General features: G+C 57.8%; 18 protein-coding genes. 14 read left to right on the forward strand and 4 right to left on the reverse strand.

Annotated features, from left to right (window positions below; all coding sequences use genetic code 11):
• Positions 1-65: 65 nt before the first annotated feature.
• From ACEWL3_RS02380 to ACEWL3_RS02390, 3 genes are all read left to right on the forward strand, one after another.
• The gene (locus ACEWL3_RS02380; protein WP_386177431.1) at positions 66-572 is read left to right on the forward strand and encodes a DUF3035 domain-containing protein; all 507 of its coding nucleotides are present in this window, start codon (positions 66-68) and stop codon (positions 570-572) included.
• A 135-nt stretch (positions 573-707) separates the two neighbouring features.
• Entirely contained in the window at positions 708-2,021 is a 1,314-nt protein-coding gene (locus ACEWL3_RS02385; RefSeq protein WP_386177904.1) for a M16 family metallopeptidase, read from the forward strand.
• Positions 2,018-3,334, forward strand: coding sequence for a M16 family metallopeptidase (locus tag ACEWL3_RS02390; protein ID WP_386177432.1), 1,317 nt, complete (start codon positions 2,018-2,020; stop codon positions 3,332-3,334). Before ACEWL3_RS02385 ends, ACEWL3_RS02390 begins: the two co-directional genes overlap by 4 nt.
• 105 nt (positions 3,335-3,439) lie before the next feature.
• On the opposite strand, the gene ACEWL3_RS02395 is transcribed toward ACEWL3_RS02390, so the two are convergent.
• Positions 3,440-5,782: an aldehyde dehydrogenase family protein gene (locus tag ACEWL3_RS02395; RefSeq protein WP_386177433.1), complete on the reverse strand. Its 2,343-nt coding sequence runs from the start codon at positions 5,780-5,782 to the stop codon at positions 3,440-3,442.
• 10 nt (positions 5,783-5,792) lie between these two features.
• Positions 5,793-6,806: a deoxyribose-phosphate aldolase gene (deoC, locus tag ACEWL3_RS02400; protein WP_386177434.1), complete on the reverse strand. Its 1,014-nt coding sequence runs from the start codon at positions 6,804-6,806 to the stop codon at positions 5,793-5,795.
• A 178-nt stretch (positions 6,807-6,984) separates the two neighbouring features.
• Between deoC and ACEWL3_RS02405 the strand changes: the two genes are divergently transcribed.
• From ACEWL3_RS02405 to ACEWL3_RS02435, 7 genes are all read left to right on the forward strand, one after another.
• Complete coding sequence (locus ACEWL3_RS02405) at positions 6,985-8,472, forward strand: DUF4153 domain-containing protein (protein ID WP_386177435.1); 1,488 nt, start codon at positions 6,985-6,987, stop codon at positions 8,470-8,472.
• Positions 8,469-9,167: a response regulator transcription factor gene (locus tag ACEWL3_RS02410; protein ID WP_386177436.1), complete on the forward strand. Its 699-nt coding sequence runs from the start codon at positions 8,469-8,471 to the stop codon at positions 9,165-9,167. The genes ACEWL3_RS02405 and ACEWL3_RS02410 overlap by 4 nt, the downstream gene beginning before the upstream one ends.
• Complete coding sequence (locus ACEWL3_RS02415) at positions 9,152-10,096, forward strand: sensor histidine kinase (RefSeq protein WP_386177437.1); 945 nt, start codon at positions 9,152-9,154, stop codon at positions 10,094-10,096. The genes ACEWL3_RS02410 and ACEWL3_RS02415 overlap by 16 nt, the downstream gene beginning before the upstream one ends.
• A 70-nt stretch (positions 10,097-10,166) precedes the next feature.
• Entirely contained in the window at positions 10,167-11,147 is a 981-nt protein-coding gene (locus tag ACEWL3_RS02420) for a metal ABC transporter solute-binding protein, Zn/Mn family (RefSeq protein ID WP_386177438.1), read from the forward strand.
• A gap of 3 nt (positions 11,148-11,150) precedes the next feature.
• A complete protein-coding gene (locus tag ACEWL3_RS02425) occupies positions 11,151-11,951 on the forward strand; it encodes a metal ABC transporter ATP-binding protein (protein ID WP_386177439.1) in 801 nt (266 codons plus the stop codon).
• Entirely contained in the window at positions 11,948-13,153 is a 1,206-nt protein-coding gene (locus ACEWL3_RS02430; protein WP_386177440.1) for a metal ABC transporter permease, read from the forward strand. The genes ACEWL3_RS02425 and ACEWL3_RS02430 overlap by 4 nt, the downstream gene beginning before the upstream one ends.
• Positions 13,150-14,079, forward strand: a complete 930-nt coding sequence (locus ACEWL3_RS02435; protein WP_386177441.1) for a metal ABC transporter permease — start codon at positions 13,150-13,152, stop codon at positions 14,077-14,079. Before ACEWL3_RS02430 ends, ACEWL3_RS02435 begins: the two co-directional genes overlap by 4 nt.
• Here the strand turns inward: ACEWL3_RS02435 and uraH are convergent.
• Positions 14,059-14,418, reverse strand: coding sequence for a hydroxyisourate hydrolase (gene uraH / locus ACEWL3_RS02440; protein ID WP_386177442.1), 360 nt, complete (start codon positions 14,416-14,418; stop codon positions 14,059-14,061). The genes ACEWL3_RS02435 and uraH overlap by 21 nt on opposite strands.
• Positions 14,419-14,678: 260 nt before the next feature.
• On the opposite strand from uraH, the gene ACEWL3_RS02445 reads away from it, so the two are divergent.
• From ACEWL3_RS02445 to ACEWL3_RS02460, 4 genes are all read left to right on the forward strand, one after another.
• On the forward strand, positions 14,679-15,299 hold the full coding sequence (locus ACEWL3_RS02445) for a rhodanese-like domain-containing protein (protein WP_386177443.1): 621 nt from the start codon (positions 14,679-14,681) through the stop codon (positions 15,297-15,299).
• On the forward strand, positions 15,296-16,270 hold the full coding sequence (locus ACEWL3_RS02450) for a LysM peptidoglycan-binding domain-containing protein (protein ID WP_386177444.1): 975 nt from the start codon (positions 15,296-15,298) through the stop codon (positions 16,268-16,270). Before ACEWL3_RS02445 ends, ACEWL3_RS02450 begins: the two co-directional genes overlap by 4 nt.
• 184 nt (positions 16,271-16,454) lie before the next feature.
• The gene (gene mutL / locus ACEWL3_RS02455; protein ID WP_386177445.1) at positions 16,455-18,296 is read left to right on the forward strand and encodes a DNA mismatch repair endonuclease MutL; all 1,842 of its coding nucleotides are present in this window, start codon (positions 16,455-16,457) and stop codon (positions 18,294-18,296) included.
• A complete protein-coding gene (locus tag ACEWL3_RS02460) occupies positions 18,293-19,531 on the forward strand; it encodes a DNA recombination protein RmuC (RefSeq protein ID WP_386177446.1) in 1,239 nt (412 codons plus the stop codon). The genes mutL and ACEWL3_RS02460 overlap by 4 nt, the downstream gene beginning before the upstream one ends.
• Here the strand turns inward: ACEWL3_RS02460 and ACEWL3_RS02465 are convergent.
• Complete coding sequence (locus tag ACEWL3_RS02465; protein WP_386177447.1) at positions 19,528-20,172, reverse strand: ChrR family anti-sigma-E factor; 645 nt, start codon at positions 20,170-20,172, stop codon at positions 19,528-19,530. The genes ACEWL3_RS02460 and ACEWL3_RS02465 overlap by 4 nt on opposite strands.
• Between the last annotated feature and the right edge of the window lie 8 nt (positions 20,173-20,180).

Raw genomic sequence — 20,180 nt, forward strand, 5'->3', positions numbered from 1 at the left:
AAAAACGACAGTGACATTGACCACCTGCCTGAGATATTGAGGGGCAGACCCAAAGGAGACGATCCATGCGCCGTACGCTCATATTAGTCCTGATCCCACTGACCCTTGCGGCATGTGCCAGCACCGGGTTGCGAGACCTGCGTACGAATTCAAGCGGTCCCGATGAGTTCCGTGTGGCCCCTGTCAAAGCCCTTGAGGCACCAAACAACTATGCCAGCCTGCCCGCACCAACGCCGGGTCAGGCGAACCTCACAGATCGCTCAGCGCTGAATGAAGGGATCGCGGCATTTGGGGGCCGGCCCGAAGCCGCAGGCGGAGGTATTCCCGCAAGCGACGGCGCATTGGTACAACATGCCAGCCGATTGGGTGTGACGCCGGGTGTACGACAGCAATTGGCCAAAACGGATGCTGATTTCCGCAGGCGCAAGGCGCGCCTTACCCAGTACCGCATTTTCCCCACCGACAATTATGCCAAAGTCTATCGCCGTCAAACGCTGAATGCTGAGGTTGAGGCCGCACGTTGGCGCCGCGCGGGTGCACGCACGCCTTCCTCGCCACCTCCTATCCGCTAGACAGCCAGTGGTGAGCACCTGCTTGCTCACATTTTTGCGCAGTGGGTTGAATGTGGGGGGCAACGGCGTACCTAATTGTTAATGTTATACACCAAAGGATTGATGATGTTCCGATCGCCGATTTTTGCGGCCCTGATGGCCTTTGTCCTTGTGCCTGTCAGCGCTTTTGCGAGCGACAACGAAGCTGTGACATACTTTACTCTGGAAAACGGCATGGACGTGGTAGTGGTCGAAGATCATCGCGCACCGGTGGTACAGCAGATGGTCTGGTACCGTGCCGGGTCTGCTGATGAACCAAAAGGATCATCGGGCGTTGCGCATTTTCTGGAACATTTGCTGTTCAAGGCGACGGACAAGCTGGAGTCGGGTGAATTTTCGGCAACGGTTTCGGCCAATGGCGGACGAGACAATGCCTTTACCAGCTATGATTTCACTGCCTATCACCAACGTGTCGCGGCGGACCGGTTGGAACTGATGATGGAGATGGAAAGCGACCGGATGAAAAACATCCGACTGACGCCGGAGAACATCGAAACGGAACGCGATGTCATCCTGGAAGAACGCAACCAACGCACTGAAAACAGTCCCGGCGCGCTGTTTAATGAACAACTGAAGGCAGCCCAATACCTTAACCATCGTTATGGCACACCTATTATCGGCTGGAAGCACGAGATGGAGCAGCTCGATCTGCAAGATGCGCTGTCATTTTATGGGCTCTACTATTCCCCCAATAATGCGATTTTGGTGGTCTCCGGTGATGTGAGACCGGACGAGGTGAAAGCGCTCGCCGAAAAATACTATGGTGCGATCCCCGCCAATCCTGATTTGCCGGAACGGTTGCGGACCGAGGAGCCTCCGCAAACCGCAGAACGCCGTTTGCTGTTTCGGGACGCACGGGTGGCGCAGCCCTATGTCAGCCGTTCCTACCTTGCGCCAGAGCGTGACACAGGCGCGCAGGAACAGGCGGCCGCCCTGACCATTCTCAGCGAGATTTTAGGGGGTGGCACGACATCCTACCTGACCGAAAAGCTGCAGTTTGACAGGCAAATCGCGACCTATACCGGTGCTTTTTATGATGGGACAGCGCTGGATGACACGACCTTTGATCTGGTCGTGGTCCCGACCGCCGGCACCAGCCTGCAGGATGCCGAAGATGCCTTGGACGAGACGCTGACCGCTTTCCTTCAGGAAGGCGTCGATGCAGAGCAGTTGGACCGGATCAAGTTGCAGATCCGCGCGGAGCAGATCTATGCGCGCGACAATGCAGATCAGGTTGCCAGCCGGTATGGTCGGGCGCTGGCCATCGGACTGACAGTGAGCGACGTGCAGGATTGGCCCAAGATCCTCGAAGCTGTGAGTGCCGAAGATATCATGCAGGCCGCCGCCGCTGTTTTTGACCGCCGTGCGTCCGTCACTGGATGGTTAATGAAAGAGGGAGCTGCGCAATGAGAGTGGTAACGACACTTTTCCTAATGTTGATCGCGGCATTGCCAGCCCGTGCAGAGGTGAACATTCAATCGGTCACCAGCCCCGGTGGCCTGACCGCTTGGCTGGTTGAGGAACATTCAATCCCATTTGTCGCGCTGGAACTGCGTTTTCGCGGTGGTGCTTCGCTGGATGCGCCCGGCAAACGCGGTGCCATCAATCTGATGACCGGATTACTTGAGGAAGGTGCCGCCGACATGGATGCGCGCGCGTTCAGCCGCGCATCCGAGGCGCTGGCCACAAGCTTTGGATTTGATGTGTCTGATGACTCCCTATCGATCTCGGCCCGGTTTCTGACGGAAAATAGTGAGGCGTCTGTCGCGCTGTTGCGGGCTGCTTTGCAAGAGCCGCGCTTTGATCAGGAAGCCATTGATCGTGTGCGGGGGCAGGTTTTGTCAATCATCCAATCGGATCAAAAGGACCCTGATGATATTGCCAGTGAAACCTTCAATCGTATCGTATTTGGCGATCACCCCTATGCCTCATCGCTCAACGGAACACCGGACAGCGTTGCGGCGCTGACCCGTGATGATCTGATCGCAGCCCATGATGCGGTATTGGCACGTGACCGCATTTACATTGGTGCCGTCGGGGACATCACGCCCGAAGAACTTGGGGTGCTGATGGATGATCTGTTGAGCGATCTGCCGCAAACAGGTGCGCCAATGCCGCCGCGTGCCGAGGTCACCATCCCACCCGGTGTCACAGTAGTGAATTTTGCCACACCGCAATCTGTGGCGCTGTTTGGCCAAAAAGGGATCAAACAAAGCGACCCTGATTTTTTCGCGGCCACCATCCTTAATCATGTCCTGGGTGGCGGATCCTTTGAAAGCCGCCTGATGAACGAGGTGCGCGAAAAGCGCGGGCTGACCTATGGGGTCTATTCCTATCTGGTGCCTCGCGATTTGGCAGAGACGTATATGGGGTCGGTCAGTTCGGCCAATGACCGGATCGCCGACGCCATTGACGTGATCCGCGATGAATGGGCCAAGCTGGCCCGTGACGGCGTGACAGAAACGGAATTGCGCGATGCCAAGACCTTTATCACCGGGTCTTATCCGTTGCGTTTTGATGGCAACGGTCCGATTGCCAGCATCCTCGTTGGGATGCAGATGCTGGGGCTGCCGATTGATTACATTGCGACCCGCAACGAAAAGGTTGAGGCGGTCACGCTGGATGATGTGAAACGCCTGGCGGATGAATTGCTTGACCCAGAGGGGTTACATTTTGTGGTCGTGGGTCAGCCGGTCGGTCTTGAAACCACTGCCGGAAATTGATGCCCTACGACCATCGGTTAATGGGGAATTTGCTGTGTTAAATACGGCCCTGGCTTTGAGTAGGCCAAGGCCGTTTTGCATTTATTCGCCAGCTTGGGCCTAGATTTATTCCCCGTAGGGCACCCAGACATTCTTGACCTCTGTCGCGGCTTCAAGAAATGCGCGCCCTTCGCCCGCTTGCCCCATCCAGTCACGCGCAAAGCCATGGTTGACCCATGTGCGTTTTAGATTGCCCGCAGCGCCGTGTTCAATCGTTTTGCTTAAGTCGGCAGGCCCAAAACACCAGACCGCATCGACATCCATGTGACGGCCCATCGCCTCTGCAATGTCGCTTTGCGGACCGGTCAGGATGTTGACCACACCTGCGGGCACATCAGAAGTCTCAATCACCTGCGCAAAATCAGTGGCGGACAGGGGGAACGGTTCAGAGGCGGCAAGCACCACCCGGTTGCCCATCGCGATGGCCGGTGCCATGCACGAAATCAGACCCAGTAGGGGGGCCTCGGCGGGGCAAACTGCGCCAATTACACCAATGGGTTCTTTCATCGCCATCGCGACACCCCGGATCGGAACGCCGTGGACCTGCCCATCGAATTTGTCGGCCCATGCGGCATAGGTGAAAAGGCGTTTGATGCTGGCTTCGACTTCGTTTTTGCCGTGCCTTCCGCCTTGCATCGCATCCAGTCGGTGACTGAATTCGTCGGCCCGTGCGGCAAGGTTTTCGGCGATGTAATACAGGATTTGGGCGCGCAGATGCCCGGTCGTTTTGGACCAACCCTTCGCCGCATGCGCCGCCTCAACCGCGTTGCGCACGTCTTTGCGATTGGCAAGCGATGCATGCCCCAGCAACGCACCGGTTTTGCCCCAAACCGGCGCGGAATAGCCGCCATCGGGACGCGCTTGCTTGCCACCAATGTAGAGTTTCGCGGTGCGATCAATCGGATCGGCAGGGGTGCCGTCACCTGCCATCGGCTCAATCGGCTTCAGCGGCTTTTGCTGGCCCTTGGGACGGGTGTATCCCGCCAGACCTTCCCAACCACCTTCACGTCCAAACCCGCTTTCGCGCACGCCACCAAACCCGGCTGCGGCGTCCATCAGGTTGGTGCCATTGACCCAGACAATGCCCGCGGCCAGTTTCGGGGCGATATCCAGCGCCAGATTGATGTTCTCGGACCAGACCGTTGCCGCCAGCCCGTAGCGGGTGTTGTTGGCCAGTTCCACGGCCTCAGACGGGGTGCGGAAGGTGGTCGAAACCAGCACAGGGCCAAATATCTCTTCCTGCATCAGCGTATCAGCGGGGTTCAGTCCGGTAATCAGCGTCGGAGGATAAAAACATCCCTGTCCGGGCATCGCCGTGTCAGCCACGAATTTTTCGCCAGCCGTATTGGCGCTGACCATATCGCTGATCGATTTCAACTGCACCGGATCCACCAAGGCACCCACATCAATGGATTTATCCAAAGGATCACCGACGCGCAGTTTGGCCATTCGGGCCCGCAATTTGGCATAGAAAGCATCGGCAACGGGCTCCTGCACCAGCAGGCGCGATCCGGCACAGCAGACCTGCCCCTGATTGAACCAGATGGCATCAACCAATCCTTCGACAGCGGAATCCAGATCAGCATCGTCAAACACGATGTAGGGGGATTTCCCGCCCAGCTCCAAGGTGAGAGCCTTGCCGGTGCCAGCAGTTGCCTCGCGGATGCGGCGGCCCACGGCGGTGGAGCCTGTGAAGGCAATCTTGTCGACATCCGAATTCACGATCATCTCGCCCACCGTGCCATCACCGGTGACGATGTTCACCACCCCCTTGGGCAGGCCCGCCTGACGGCAGATGTCTGCAAACAGCAGGGCGGTCAAAGATGTGTATTCGGCGGGTTTCAGCACCACTGTATTGCCCATCGCCAAGGCAGGTGCGACTTTCCATGCGAGCATCAGCAGCGGGAAATTCCAAGGGATAATCTGACCGCAGACACCCAGGGCTTCTGCATCCGGCCGTTCGCTTTCCATCAACTGCGCCATGCCCGCGTGGTAGTAAAAGTGCCGTTGCGCCAATGGCACGTCGATATCACGCGCCTCGCGGATCGGCTTGCCATTGTCGAGGACTTCGAGAACTGCAAAGAGGCGGCTGTGCTTTTGCAAAAGCCGTGCGAGCGCATAAAGATACCGCGCGCGGCCGTGACCGCCAAGTTTTTCCCACTTGGGTTGCGCCTTTCTTGCGGCTTTTACAGCGGCGTCCACATCCGCTTGTGTGGCTTGGCTTATTGTTGCCAGCACCTCGCCCGTCGCCGGGTTCTTGCTGTCAAAACCATTGGCCGGATCGGTGAAGGCCCCATCAATGAAATGACCAAAGCGGTCGCCCATATCGACCAGCCAAGCCAGTGCATCAGCCGCCGATTCCGGGGCCTTGCCATAGTCCATGGTCTCGAAAATGTCGGAAATGGTCATGTTACAGCCCTCAGCTTGTCGCGTGGCGATACCCGGCGGAATAGTTGCCGGTAATGTGGTGTTCAAGTTGGCGTTCAATGTCATTGAGCAAGGACGAGGCACCAAAACGGAAGAGATCCGGCTGCAACCACCGGTTCCCCAGTTCTTCTTTCATCAGCGCAAGATAGGTGATCGCATCCTTGGCCTTGGAAATGCCGCCCGCAGGTTTGTACCCAACGCGCACCCCGGTGCGGTCATGATAGTCGCGGATGGCGCGGATCATCACGAGGCTGACAGGCAGCGTCGCGTTCACCGTTTCCTTGCCGGTTGAGGTCTTGATGAAATCGGCGCCAGCCATCATGCAGACAAGCGATGCCCGTGCGACATTGCGCAGGCTGCCCAATTCGCCCGTGGCAAGGATCGCTTTGACATGCGCATCGCCGCACGCGATCCGGAAAGCCTGCATTTCGTCATAGAGCGCCTGCCAATCGCCCGACAAAACATGCCGCCGCGAGATGACGATGTCGATCTCAGACGCTCCTGCGGCCACGCTCATTTCAATCTCTTTGATCCGCAGTTCCAGCGGCGACAATCCCGCAGGAAAGCCCGTTGAGACGGCCGCGATGGGAATATTCGTACCGCTCAGGGCGGCTTTCGCGGCCGGGATCATCTCATGATAGACACAGACCGCACCGGTGGTGATCGGCCCCATACCAAGGGCATCAAGCAGGGCCGGTGACACCGGTTGACGGGCCTTGGCGCACAGGCGTGCAACCCGGCGCGCGGTGTCATCGCCAGACAGCGTCGTCAGATCAATGCAGGTGATTGCGCGCAACAGCCACGCCGCCTGATGCTGCTTTTTCACGGACCTGCGTGAAGGCAGCGATGCCGCGCGCCGTTCGATGGCAGATGTATTCGCCTGCACAGTGCGGACCCAATCCATATCAAGAGGCATGCCCGGATTGCGGGGTTCTGTCACTTGCGGCAGATGCGACTGGGTTGTGGTCGCAGCAGCGGATTGGGCGGTGGTGATCTGGGTGGCCATGGGGCATCTCCGGGTCGGTCAGGTATTCAAAGTGCCACGCAAACGCCCCCTTTGGCAATGCCTCTGCCGTGCACTGCCGCGATGTCATTTGCACGAAAAATGCGCAAGCGCGCCTCAGCTCCTGCACATCGGATTGTCAGAACAAAGATCAGAAATTCGACAATGAAGGCAGTGAATTATGAAAACTTTTTTGATCCGGGGTGTGCCGCTGGCAATGCAGCAGGATGGTTGGTGGATGAATGGCAATACTCGGGCCGACACGCGGGATCCAGAGGCAGCATCAAAAACACCGCAAACGGGGCGGCTTGCCCTGCTGATACCCTTGATCGCGCTCGGCGACGTGTTGGTTTGGCAGGTTTTTCCCGGCCTGTCGCTGGCGGTTTTTGGTGCGGCAATTTTAGTGGCGGCGTTATGGGTTGCCGGTAAACAGATCAGCGGCCAAAGGTTTGGTCTGGTGGCCGGTGGCAGCGTGCTGGCATTGTTGCCGTTGGTCGAGCTTGTCCAGCCCCTGTCGTTGTTGATCGCGATCTGTGGCATTTCAGCGATGTTGGCGCTGCTGGCGGGGTTGAACCCGGCGGAACTTGGCAGCGGTGCGTTGCGGTTGTGGCCAATGGGTTTGCGGCAAACATTCGATGATGCCGGGCATATGTTGCGACACAAAGATGGTGCCGGCTTGGCCGCGCTGGTTCAGCGGATGCTGATGGGATGGCTTGTGCCGATCACGCTTGGGCTGGTCTTTTTGCTGTTGTTGCTTGAGGCAAACCCGATTGCCCAAGGCTGGGCAGATGCGGTTTGGCGCATAGACATCGCGTTGCCAAATGAAGACAGGCTGCTCTTTTGGCTTTGCCTGCTGCCGGTGATCTGGACGGCCCTATCGCTGACAAATATGCGCGAGCGTCTGCGGGCCGTGCCACGTGCCCACAAGATGGGCCCAGCGCGGCAGGGCATCATCAATCCGGCATCGGTGACGCGGGCGTTGGTTTTGTTCAACGCTGTCTTTGCGCTGCAGACCGCGATGGATGTGATCTATCTTTATGGCGGCGTGGGCCTGCCAGAGGGCATCACCTATGCAGAATATGCGCATCGGGGCGCTTATCCTTTGGTGATCACCGCCTTGCTGGCGGGTGGATTTGCCCTGCTGACGCGACGCTGGACCGATGGCAATCGGATGCTTCGCGCCTTGTTGATGTTTTGGGTTGCCCAAAACGTGATGCTGGTGGTCAGTTCACTGGTGCGCCTTGAGCTTTACGTAGAGGTGTACGGTCTGACGCATCTGCGGGTCGCCGCCGCGATCTGGATGGGTCTGGTCGCAGGGGGGCTGGCGTTGATCCTTTGGCAGGTCTGGCGGCGGCATCGCAACGGCTGGCTGATGCTGCGCGGCGGGGCAATGGCGGGTGTTGTGCTGTATGTCTGTGCGCTGGTCAGTTTCGATGCGGTGATCGCGCGTTACAATCTGAGCCATCCGGTGCAACGCGACACCTATCACCTGTGCTGGCTGGGAGATGCGGCCCAACCAATCATTGCAGCACATGAGTTCAAGCTTGGCCGACCCCTTTGCCACGCACGATACCGGGTCAGAGCCCCGCAAGACTGGCGCGAATGGGGCTTTCGCAATTGGCGCGCCCTGAGTAGCCTGCGGGACATGCAAGCCGAGGTCGCCCCGTGAAGTCGCACATTCTGATTGTCGATGATGATCCACACATCCGAAATGTGATTTCGATCGCCCTGCGACAGGCGGGGATGCAAACAAGTGAGGCAGGCGATGGCACCGAAGGATTGGCAAAGGCAGGGTCCGGGCGGTTTGATCTGATCGTGCTGGACCTCGGATTGCCGGAAATGGACGGGCTGCAGGTTTGCCGCACATTGCGGGTCAGCGACCAGACTCCTGTTCTGTTCCTGACGGCACGCGATGACGAGATCGACCGCGTTTTGGGGTTTGAACTAGGCGGTGATGACTACGTGACCAAGCCGTTTTCACCCCGCGAACTGGTCGCCCGGATCAAAGCGATCCTCAAGCGCAGCGGCGCGGGACCGGTCAACACGAACGGGCAGGGTGTGTTGCAGACCGGTAGCCTCGCAATTGATCCGGCGCGCCATCGGTGTCTCGTGAATGGTGCTCCGGTTGCTTTGACCGCTCGCGAGATGGGCATTTTGAACCATCTGATGATGCGGCCCGATCAGGTTGTTCCTCGGCCTTCGCTGACTGACGCCGTTTATGGCGTGTATGTTCATGTCTCGGACCGAACTGTGGACAGCCATCTGCGCAATTTACGTGCCAAACTAGCGGATGCAGGCTGCGTTGATGCGATCGAGACGATACATGGCGTTGGCATCAGGATGGGACCATGCCGCAGCGCGTGAGACGCAAATGGCGCCCGCCCCTGGCTTTGGTGGTGGGGGGCACTCTGGCCGCTGTGCTGGGCGTGCCGCTTATCGGTATCGGGTATTTCAGGGTTGCGGGGAATGTGCTGGGTTGGGCAGAAACGGCCTGGCTGATTGCGTGGATGGCGATTCTGTCGACGACAATCCTAGGCTTTCTGCAGTGGCGTCTGGTGTTGCGACCGGTTTATGCGCTGACGGCCCATGCCCGCGCCATGAAGGCGGGACGGGTGGATGCGCCGTTGCCGGTGCATTTTGGCACGCCGGAGTTCAGCGATTTGGGACAAAGTGTCATTGATATGGGCAATACCTTGCACAATCGCGCCTCTGGCTTGCGGGCCTACGCAAACCACGTGACCCACGAGCTTAAATCACCGCTTACCGCCATTACCGGGGCGGCAGAATTGCTGCAGGGCGATGTGAACAAAAAGGACCGCGTAGCGCTGGCCGCAACGATTGAAGAAGCAGCGACTCGGATGGAACATTTGCTGAGCGATATGCGCGCACATGCCGCCGCAGGGCCGGAACGTGCGGGAGGGCATGCGGAGCTTGCCGAGGTGGCGGCAACGCTCACTGGTATCGACACAAATGTCGTGCAGTGTGGCACATTGCCCATTTCTGCGGATGATCTCCGGGCGGTTCTGACCCAGCTTGCACAGAACGCAGCAAGTCACGGGGCGTCACGCCTTGATCTATGCTGGGCTGAAGGGGTTCTGCGGGTCACAGATGATGGCACGGGCGTGGCCCCCGGCAACCAGTCGCGGTTGTTTGATCCGTTTTTCACCACCACCCGGACCGAAGGTGGTACGGGCATGGGCTTGCCGATAGCGCAAGCATTGCTGGGCGCACACGGCGGTAAGATCGTCTTTGTGCCATCGGATCAGGGCGCGCGGTTTGATATCTCGTTCTGACTGCCAATCGAGATTGATAATAATTCGCAACTAGATTGACTTAGTTGCGAATTATTCTCATATAGAGATCATGAAAAGAAATTTTGCATCACCTATGTTGACCCGACGCGCCACCCTGTTGGGGGGCATGGCTTTGATCAGCTCAGCCTCGCTGGTCCGGGCCGCTGATACCCTTGCGATCGTGGCGACCACGGGCATGATTGCCGATGCCGCCCGCCGGATCGGCGGCGATCTGGTAACAGTTCGTGCCCTGATGGGGCCGGGCGTCGATCCGCACGGATACCGCCAGACCCGCAGTGATATCGTTGCCATGACCCGCGCCGATCTGGTGCTTTGGCACGGACTTTACCTTGAGGCGCAGATGGAGGGGTTCTTTGAAGAGCTCGCTGGCAAAAGCACCGTCGTGGCGGTCGCAGAAGCCTTGCCAAAGGATAGTTTGCTGAGCCATCCGTCTTATGACGGGCGATTTGATCCGCATGTGTGGATGGACCCCACCACGTGGCAGGGTGTTGTAAGCGAAATTACTGCGGCCTTGTCAGCGGCGCGCCCAGAGCATGCGGATGCCTTTGCGCAAAATGCCAGCACCTATCAGTCAGAACTGACGGCGCTGGCGGCCTATGCTGATGACGCGCTGACCAAAGTACCTGAAGATCAGCGTGTTCTGGTCACTGCCCATGATGCATTTGGTTATTTCGGACGGGCGTTTGGGTTTGAGGTGATTGGCATTCAGGGCATTTCGACAGCAAGCGAAGCTGGCCTGAACCGGATCAGCGAGTTGGTTGATGACCTAGTGGCCCGCAAAATAGGGGCCGTTTTTGTGGAAACCTCAGTCTCGGACCGCAACATGCGGGCCTTGATCGAAGGGGCTGGCGCACAGGGGCACGAGGTGCGGATTGGCGGATCGCTTTTCAGTGATGCAATGGGGTCCGATGGCACCTATGAGGGCACCTATATTGGCATGATTGACCACAACGTCACCACCATCGCGACTGCGTTGGGCGCTGATATCCCGGCATCTGGGATGCAGGGAAAACTGGCGCAGGGAAGCTGATCAATGAGTGTTGAACTGGCCACAACCCAAGACGCAGACCCCGTTAAAGTGAACCGCGAGAACAGCCCGCTGGCACTACGTGGCATGACGGTTTCATATGGTCAGAAGCCCGCTGTTTTCTCAGTAGATATGACGGTCGAGACAGGCAAGATGACAGCGATCATCGGGCCGAATGGGGCAGGGAAATCCACTTTGCTGAAGGCGGCATTGGGCATCCTCAAACCTCTGGCTGGGACGACCACGATCTACGGCAAACCAGTTGAAGACCAGCGCCACCGCATCGCTTACGTGCCGCAACGGGCCTCTGTGGACTGGGATTTCCCCACGCGGGTGATCGACGTGGTGCTGATGGGGCTGTATCCACAGCTTGGTCTTTTGGGTCGGGTACGGCCCGCCCATCGCGAAAAGGCAAAGGGATGTCTGGACCGTGTCGGAATGGAGGATTTTGCCACGCGCCAAATTGGTCAGCTTTCAGGTGGTCAGCAACAGCGTGTCTTTTTGGCACGCGCGCTGGCGCAGGATGCGGATCTGTATTTGCTCGACGAGCCTTTTGCAGGGGTCGATGCCGCCACCGAAAAAGCGATTATCGCCGTCCTGAAATCCTTGCGTGATGCCGGTAAAACGGTTGTTGCAGTGCATCATGACCTCAGCACTGTTACGGAGTATTTTGACAATGTTTTTCTGATCAACACCCGCCGTGTGGCCGAAGGGCCAGTAGCAACAACATTCACGACCCAGACGTTGCAAGACGCCTATGGCGGGCGTCTGGCCGCCCCACAGATGGAGGCGCTGAAGCTCATATGATCTGGGACGCGCTGACGCTTCAACTGGGGTATAACGCCACGCTGGTGACGCTTGGTGCGGCCCTTTTGGGTATGGCGGCCGGTGTAGGTGGAACATTCCTTTTCTTGCGCAAACGCGCACTGGTCAGTGATGCAATCAGCCACGCCACGCTGCCGGGTGTCGCGCTGGCGTTTATGCTGATGGTGGCGCTGGGCGGCGAGGGACGCAATCTGGTGGGCTTGCTGGGTGGTGCGGCCCTGTCTGCGGCAACTGGATTGCTGTTGGTATCCTGGCTCACGACGCGCACGCGATTGGCCGAAGACGCGGCGATTGGATCTGTTCTGTCGGTGTTTTTCGGATTTGGTATCGTGTTGTTGACGGTAATCCAGACGATGAGCGCGGGACAAAAGGCCGGGCTTGAAGGGTTTTTGCTTGGCTCAACTGCGGGGATGTTACGCGCCGACGCATTGGTGATTGCGGGGTCCGCTGCGGTCACACTGGCGCTGGTACTCTTGATGCGTCGCCCGCTCACACTTGCGTCGTTTGATCCCGATTTTGCCATTTCATTAGGGCAGAATGTGAGGCGCACTGATCTCGCGATGATGGGGCTGGTGCTGGCGGTGACAGTTGTGGGGCTGAAAATAGTTGGACTGATCTTGATTGTGGCCTTGCTGATCATCCCGCCCGTGACGGCCCGCTTTTGGACCGAACGGACCGATCATGTCGTGCTGATTGCTGGGGTGCTGGGGGGCATGTCGGCCTACATTGGTGCCGCACTCTCTGCATCTTTGCCAGACATGCCAACCGGACCCATTATCGTTTTGGTTGGGTTCGGCTTTTTCGCTGTATCATTGTTGCTGGCCCCCGGTCGCGGCGTTGCGTCGGCAGTGCTGCGCCACACCGCATATCAACGCAGGGTTCATTTGCGGCAGGGGTTGCTGGCGCTGGCGCATGGGCAACCGATATACGAGCGCCTCACGCTTCGGCTGCTGCGGGCCCAAGGGTGGGCATTGCCCGATGGCGTTGCGACAAAGGAAGGACGCGCACGTGCGACAAAGGCGCTGCGTGACGAAACCCGGTGGCAGATCATCCGCAGGGATCCCGCCTTTGAAGCTGCCGCATCGTTCTATGACGGGCTGACCGAGATCGAAACAGTGCTCACCCCCGACCAAATCACCGAAGTGGACAGCCGCATTGACCTGCGCGCCGTGGTGCCGGCATGAGCGGCGTGGAATTTGTTCCCCTGTCGCTGGTGCCGATGCTGACGGGCATTTTCGTTGCTGTGGCCTGCGCATTGCCGGGCAATTTTCTGGTGTTACGACGTCAGGCGTTGATCGGGGATGCGATCAGCCACGTTGTCCTGCCGGGTATCGTTGTTGCGTTTCTTGTGACGGGGGTTGTGACCACATGGCCCATGTTGCTGGGGGCCGCCGGGGCCGCCGTGGTGGCGGTTATCGCGATTGAGGCGGTCCGGCGTCTGGGCAAGATCGAAGCCGGTGCCGCGATGGGCGTTATTTTTACATCCATGTTCGCAGGTGGCGTCCTGCTGCTGGAGCAGTCTGATACCAGCAGCGTCCATCTTGATGTTGAACATGCGCTTTACGGTAATCTGGAAAGCCTGATCTGGTTGGACGCGACCGGATGGCAATCCTTGCTGGATCCTGTTGCGTTGGCTGGCTTGCCGGTTGAACTGCCACGTATGGCCATCACACTGGTGGCTGTTGCACTGTTTATTTTCGTGTTTTGGCGGCCGCTCAAAATCAGCACATTTGACGAAGGCTTCGCGCGGACCATCGGCCTGCGCACCAGTCCACTGGGGCTGGCGCTGGTGATCATGGCGGCAATCGCGGCGGTTGCGGCCTTTGATGCAGTTGGCAGCATCATTGTGATCGCGATGTTTATCTGTCCGCCAGCAGCAGCACGGCTGATGACCAATCGACTGGAACATCAGGTGGCATGGTCTGTGGTCTTTGCCACAGTGGCGGCAGTTATAGGGTATGTTCTGGCGGGGTACGGCCCTTTGTGGATCGGTTTTGCCGACAGTGTTTCTGCGGCAGGTATGATTGCCACGGTCTCAGGTGTTCTTTTGGGGTGCGCAGCGCTTTTTGGCCCGCATCGTCTGCGCGGTTCAACTGCCCCGGTAGGTTGAAAAACCGAACGGCGACAACAAAAGCGGCACGTGATAATGCGCCTCCGTATCAGATATCCCAAATCGGATCGGTATTTCGTCTAGGAACCGAGGGCTTTCCGGCGTGGCCCCGGATCGATCGAGATAGGCACCGGCATCAAAAACCAACTCATACGTGCCGGTGACGCATTGCCCCTTTGGCAAGATTGGCGTTTCTGTGCGCCCATCAGAATTCGTCTGTACCGTCGCAAGCTTGAGACGGTTCGCCCCGTCAATCCGATAAAGAGTGATTGTCATCCCGCCCGCAGGCAGCCCACGGGCCGTATCAAGGACATGAGTGGTCAAATATCCAGCAGACATCTCGGTTTCCTCCTCTTGGCCATGTCAAGTTGAAAGGGGCATGTTAGAGGCCATCGAGCCAAGGTCAATGTCGTCACACTGACGAATATAGATGCCAATTCGACTCACTGTTCCGCTGATTCGACATTTTTGCCAAAGTGATTCGTTTTTGCTTTGACCTCCGAATCATCATTTGACTATATGTAGCCCACAATCCAAGGGGTGCGCGGCTTGCTGGCCAGCGCAACTATATCTGGTAGTGCGTCTGGGGGGACGATATCATGTTAAGGTTGGCGGCAACGCTATTTGCAATTTTTTGCCTCGCCAGCGGCGTAGTTACAGCACAAGACATATTCAAAGAAGCCAAAGCGTCGTTCATTTTCAACGGCGAACGTGTGAACATCAGTCGAGAAAACCAAGAGCCTGCTCGCATTGCCACACGTTTTTCGACCAATGGTGCAGAATGTGGCGAGCCCTGTATCGCGCCGATGGTTATCGCAGATGGGATAGAAACGTTTGGCGAGCTCGATGTGCTTGCTTTTCTGGTGAATGAAGTCGCAGGCAACACCGGATTGATGGTGGATGCACGCATGCCGGCTGATCGGGCCAAGGGTTTCATTCCCGGCACTGTAAGCCTTCCTTTTGCGACGCTTTCGCCAGAAAATGAATTCAAGGACGAGATCCTGAGAGCCCTTGGTGCGCACGAACTCGACGGCGTGTTCACGTTTGCAGATGCCCGCGAACTGCTGGTGTATGACAATGGGCCAAGCGCGGATGACGCAGGAAAACTGGTCAGAAATCTCTTGGACGAAGGGTATCCTGCCAGCAAAATCCGATATTATCGCGGTGGCATGCAGGTTTGGGCGATCTTGGGCTTTAGTATAAAAGAAGTCACCTCATGAGCATGCATGGCCTTCCTGATCCGACCTCGCCACCCATCATCTTTAAAAGCTACGATGTTCCCGAAACGTTGGATGAAAATGCGGCATACCGTCGGGCAATGCGTTTTAACGGAACAATCGCGGCGGTCAGTCTCGTAGCGGTTCTGACATTCGTGCTTGGCATCATGTCCTCAGTGCAATTTGCCGGACCAAGCGAACCTGTCGCATCTATTGCCTTTGTTGCACCGACCGACCCGACACCTTCTGACCTTGAAATATTTGTCGCGGCCAGCCTTGAGCAGGAAGTGACACGTCAGCAGTCCCCAGACCTGCTGTCACCAACGGGCGATGCATTGCGCAACGACCCTCAGTTCCCGAACCTTGAGGCCTCAATTCTGCAAGGTCTGATGCCAATCCGCACTGTGGGTAAGCTGACTGAGGATGAACGCAAAGCCAAATCCCGTGAAGCATTGGCCATCGTCAGCCGCAACAAGTTGCGTATGCTGCGTGAGGGTGTTCTGGCAGGTGTATACACCGTCAGCGTCAACACTGAGAACGCTCAGGATCGGATCGTCCTTAAAACAATCAATGCTGACCTGACCAGCAAAACAATGGCAAATCTGCTGCAAAAAGCAGCGGACGAGGGCCGTATCGAACTCCCTGCGTCATTGAACACGGCGGACGGCAACGTCGATATGGACACGCTGCTGTTCAATCTGGTTCAGACCTCATTGGCCGAGGATGGTACTGAGGAGGGCGCAGAGGCTGCTCGGGAAATGAGCCGCCGTGCCTTTGCCGCGTCACGCGCCAAGACCCGCGAGATCGAAGGCAAGCGCATTTATGTGGTCGAGCCGGGTGACAGTCTTGCCTATCTCTCGCTCCAGTTTTACGGGCGTCCCAGTGACTATCACCGTATTTTTCAGGCAAACCGTCCCCTTCTCAAATCACCTGATCTCATTCAGATTGGCCAGCGCCTGATAATTCCAGGATAATAAAAAACACAGCGCGCAAAAGCAGCCATTCTGGCATCGGGCCGATCCTTAACAGGGTCGGCCCGATGGCTATTGCGCGGTCAGACCAAAGGCCAGACTGTTGCGGATCTGCCGCCAAATTAGCCGTGGATAACTATGTTCCACCGCTGGAAGAATCGCCAATAGATATGCTAGGTCTAGCGGTATGGCCCGTCCAAACCCCAATATAAGCGAAACGCAGCCCATCATCCGTCAACTGGATGAAGCCGCCGTGAACCGCATTGCAGCGGGCGAGGTGGTTGAACGCCCGGCATCTGCCGTCAAAGAGCTGGTGGAAAATGCCATCGATGCGGGTGCCCAGCGGATCACCGTCGAATATAGCGATGGCGGCAAGACCCTGATCCGGGTGACAGACGACGGATGCGGGATGGCACCGGGTGATCTGACGCTGGCGATGTCCAGACATGCGACCTCCAAAATCGACGGATCTGACCTGCTGAACATTCACTCGTTCGGATTCAGGGGCGAAGCGTTGCCGTCCCTTGGGGCTGTTGGTCGTCTTACAATTGCCAGCCGGGCCGCCGGCCATGACGGTGCCGAAATTGCGGTGAATGGGGGTCAGGCCACACCCGTTCGCCCCGCTGCGTTAAACGGGGGCACCGTTGTGACGCTGCGCGATCTATTCTTTGCCACACCAGCGCGGTTGAAATTCTTGCGCACGGACCGCGCAGAGGCGCAGGCAATTGGTGATGTGATCAAACGTCTGGCGATGGCGGAACCGTTCGTTCAATTTGTGTTGCGCGATGTATCGGGCGACGGTTCTGGACGCGAGGTGTTCCGCGCCGCGGCAGAACAAGGTGATATGTTCGATGCATTGCAGGGACGGCTGGCACAGGTTCTGGGGCGCGGATTTGCAGATAACGCGCTGCCCATTGATGCAACGCGCGAGGGGCTTCACCTGACCGGTTTTGCCGCCCTACCGACATATTCACGCGGGTCTGCAGTGATGCAGTATCTCTTCGTGAATGGCCGTCCGGTCAGGGATAAACTGATGGTTGGCGCATTGCGCGGTGCCTATTTCGATTTCCTGAGCCGCGATCGCCATCCTGCTGCCGCGTTGTTTCTGGATTGCGATCCGAAACTGGTCGATGTGAATGTCCATCCGGCAAAATCCGAGGTCCGCTTTCGTGATCCCGGGTTGGCGCGGGGGCTGATTGTGTCGGCACTGCGCCATGCGTTGGCCGAGGCCGGACATCGTGCCTCAACGACGGTTGCCGGGGCCACATTGGGCGCAATGAGGCCAGAGCCGACTGGCGCGCGTGTCTACCAGATGGAACGCCCCAGCGCTGGCGCACGGATCACAGCCTATACCACGCAAGCGCCCGGCTTTGCGGAAACGGCCGGCATGTGGGGGCGGGTCGTAGGCGCGGCACAAGAGTCAGAACAGACAGAAAATGACGCGACACATCACCCGCTGGGGGCCGCGCGCGGCCAGGTGCATGAAAATTACATCATCGCGCAGACCGCCACTGGCATGGTAATCGTTGACCAACACGCCGCGCACGAACGACTGGTCTATGAAAAGCTCAAGCACCAGATGGCGGAAAATGGTGTCGCCGCGCAGGCGTTGCTGATCCCCGAGATCGTTGAACTTTCCGCCGGCGATTCCGCCCGGCTGCTGGAATGTGCTGACGATCTGGCGCGCTTGGGTCTTGGCATCGAAGCATTTGGGGGGGATGCGATCGCCGTGCGCGAAACGCCTGCCATTCTTGGCCCGGTGAATGCGCGGGCCTTGATCATGGATGTCCTCGATGAACTTGCAGATCAAAACGAAAGCAATATCGTGCAGGCCAAGATCGAATCGATCCTCAGTCGCATCGCGTGCCATGGCTCGATCCGGTCCGGACGTTGGATGCGCGCCGAGGAAATGAATGCGCTCTTGCGCGAGATGGAAGCGACACCGCATTCGGGTCAGTGCAACCATGGTCGCCCGACATATGTTGAACTCAAATTGGCCGATATTGAACGCCTTTTCGGACGCACATGATTGAAATCGCAGGGCAAAGATATGAATGGGGTGATCCCCTTGTAATCGCCGCATTAAGCGGCGCGGCAATTTTGGCGCTCATTTTCATCCTGTTGATCATGGCGGTGCGTGCCGCCGGTCGCTCTGCCAGAATGGCGGCCCCGCTGAGCCAACAAATGCAAATCATGGGCGGCCACGTGCAGCAATTGGGCGCGGGGCAGGAACAATTGCGGGGGGGGCTGCAAACCGTATCTGACACCCAGGCCAATGCCCAGGCGCAGATGATCCAAAGCATGGAGGCGCGGCTGGCCAGTGTTCAGCAAAACATGCAGGATCGGCTGGCCGACAATGCCGCAAAATCCGCACGCTCGTTGGCCGAGATGCAGGAACGGATGAGTGAGACGCTGCACGGGTCATCCAAACAGACAACGACAAGTCTGACCCAGTTGCAGGAACGTCTGGCCTCTATCGACAAGGCGCAGGACAACATCACCAAATTGAGCGGTGATGTGCTGAGCCTTCAGGACATTCTGAGCAACAAGCAGACGCGCGGGGCATTCGGCGAAATCCAGTTGACCGATATCGTGTCCAAAGCGCTTCCAACAGACAGCTATGCCCTTCAGGCGACTCTGTCGAACGGCAAACGTGCCGATTGTCTGATCCATTTGCCGAACCCGCCCGGTCCGATCGTGATCGATAGCAAATTTCCACTAGAGGCCTACGAGGCACTGCGCCGGGCCAAGACCGAAGTCGAACTAAAAGCCGCTGCTGCGCAGATGAAGGTTGCGGTGCGCGCTCACATCAACGCCATTTCGGAAAAGTACATTCTTGAGGGCGAAACCGCCGACGGCGCATTGATGTTCTTGCCGTCAGAAGCGGTCTATGCCGAACTGCACGCGAATTTTCCTGAACTGGTGCGGTATGGTTTTGACTGCCGGGTGTGGATTGTATCGCCGACCACCTGCATGGCCACCCTTAACACCATGCGGGCGATCCTCAAAGACGCCCGCATGCGTGAACAGGCTGGGGCCATCCGCAAGACGCTCAAGCAATTGCACCGCGACGTAGAACTTGTGGTCTCGCGTGTGGACAAGCTGAACACGCATTTTGGTCAGGCCCGTGCCGATCTTGACGGCATCGGCACTGCCGCAGAACGGGCCGGCAAACGCGCCGCCCGTCTGGACAATTTCGATTTTGAGGAATTGACCCCTGAGGATTCCGTCAATGTTGTGCCTCTGACCAAACCCGAAGGTTAGATGCCGACGAAGCGCTGAACGATTCGCGGCAACAACTTTTTGAATTCCAACGGGGCATCCGTTACCGCAAGACAGATGCAATCATCGCCAATGTCAGCGATGGGTGTGTGAGTTACGCTGCCATCCGCGACCTCAATATCACCACGGGCAAATCTGTCGTCTTCATCAAAGAATGCCCCTTGCAACACCAAGGTCAATTCAGTGCCGCCGTGACTGTGGTCCGGCATCGCAACACCCGCCGGAATGAAAAGCAGCCTTGCAACCGCCTCTGACGAGGTGGTCAATATCGCCTGCTTTACACCCATGCCAATCGGACGCCATTTGATGCTTTCCAGATCGCCGCCAACATAGTCTTGCAACGGGCCCGGCAGCGTACCCTTTTTCATTGCCCTGCGCGGTGGCGTTTGCGCCTCGGGCAGATCCAACCGTGCCAGTGCATGTGCGAGGCTTTGATCCGCCAGATCAGCAACCTGAACGGTGTCCATCAAAACACCCCCAACCGCATCAAAACTTGCGACAGCTGCCCGGCACTCATCACAGAGCGACACATGTGACGCAACGGCGAGGTTGAACGCCTCTGGCAAAGTACCTGCGGCATAAGCCATCAAAGTGGCGTCATCCAAATGATGTCTGATAGTCATAGTTACCT

Source organism: Sulfitobacter sediminivivens, from assembly GCF_042611115.2.
Classification (GTDB): domain Bacteria; phylum Pseudomonadota; class Alphaproteobacteria; order Rhodobacterales; family Rhodobacteraceae; genus Sulfitobacter; species Sulfitobacter sediminivivens.

Coding starts and splice junctions, on each gene's coding strand:
- ACEWL3_RS02420 (WP_386177438.1), top strand. CDS start 10,167: ATGAAAAGAAATTTTGCATCACCTATGTTGACCCGACGCGCCACCCTG.
- ACEWL3_RS02405 (WP_386177435.1), top strand. CDS start 6,985: ATGAAAACTTTTTTGATCCGGGGTGTGCCGCTGGCAATGCAGCAGGAT.
- ACEWL3_RS02380 (WP_386177431.1), top strand. CDS start 66: ATGCGCCGTACGCTCATATTAGTCCTGATCCCACTGACCCTTGCGGCA.
- ACEWL3_RS02415 (WP_386177437.1), top strand. CDS start 9,152: ATGCCGCAGCGCGTGAGACGCAAATGGCGCCCGCCCCTGGCTTTGGTG.
- ACEWL3_RS02450 (WP_386177444.1), top strand. CDS start 15,296: ATGAGCATGCATGGCCTTCCTGATCCGACCTCGCCACCCATCATCTTT.
- ACEWL3_RS02385 (WP_386177904.1), top strand. CDS start 708: ATGGCCTTTGTCCTTGTGCCTGTCAGCGCTTTTGCGAGCGACAACGAA.
- ACEWL3_RS02445 (WP_386177443.1), top strand. CDS start 14,679: ATGTTAAGGTTGGCGGCAACGCTATTTGCAATTTTTTGCCTCGCCAGC.
- uraH (WP_386177442.1), bottom strand. CDS start 14,418: ATGTCTGCTGGATATTTGACCACTCATGTCCTTGATACGGCCCGTGGG.
- ACEWL3_RS02390 (WP_386177432.1), top strand. CDS start 2,018: ATGAGAGTGGTAACGACACTTTTCCTAATGTTGATCGCGGCATTGCCA.
- mutL (WP_386177445.1), top strand. CDS start 16,455: ATGGCCCGTCCAAACCCCAATATAAGCGAAACGCAGCCCATCATCCGT.
- ACEWL3_RS02460 (WP_386177446.1), top strand. CDS start 18,293: ATGATTGAAATCGCAGGGCAAAGATATGAATGGGGTGATCCCCTTGTA.
- ACEWL3_RS02425 (WP_386177439.1), top strand. CDS start 11,151: ATGAGTGTTGAACTGGCCACAACCCAAGACGCAGACCCCGTTAAAGTG.
- ACEWL3_RS02430 (WP_386177440.1), top strand. CDS start 11,948: ATGATCTGGGACGCGCTGACGCTTCAACTGGGGTATAACGCCACGCTG.
- deoC (WP_386177434.1), bottom strand. CDS start 6,806: ATGGCCACCCAGATCACCACCGCCCAATCCGCTGCTGCGACCACAACC.
- ACEWL3_RS02465 (WP_386177447.1), bottom strand. CDS start 20,172: ATGACTATCAGACATCATTTGGATGACGCCACTTTGATGGCTTATGCC.
- ACEWL3_RS02395 (WP_386177433.1), bottom strand. CDS start 5,782: ATGACCATTTCCGACATTTTCGAGACCATGGACTATGGCAAGGCCCCG.
- ACEWL3_RS02435 (WP_386177441.1), top strand. CDS start 13,150: ATGAGCGGCGTGGAATTTGTTCCCCTGTCGCTGGTGCCGATGCTGACG.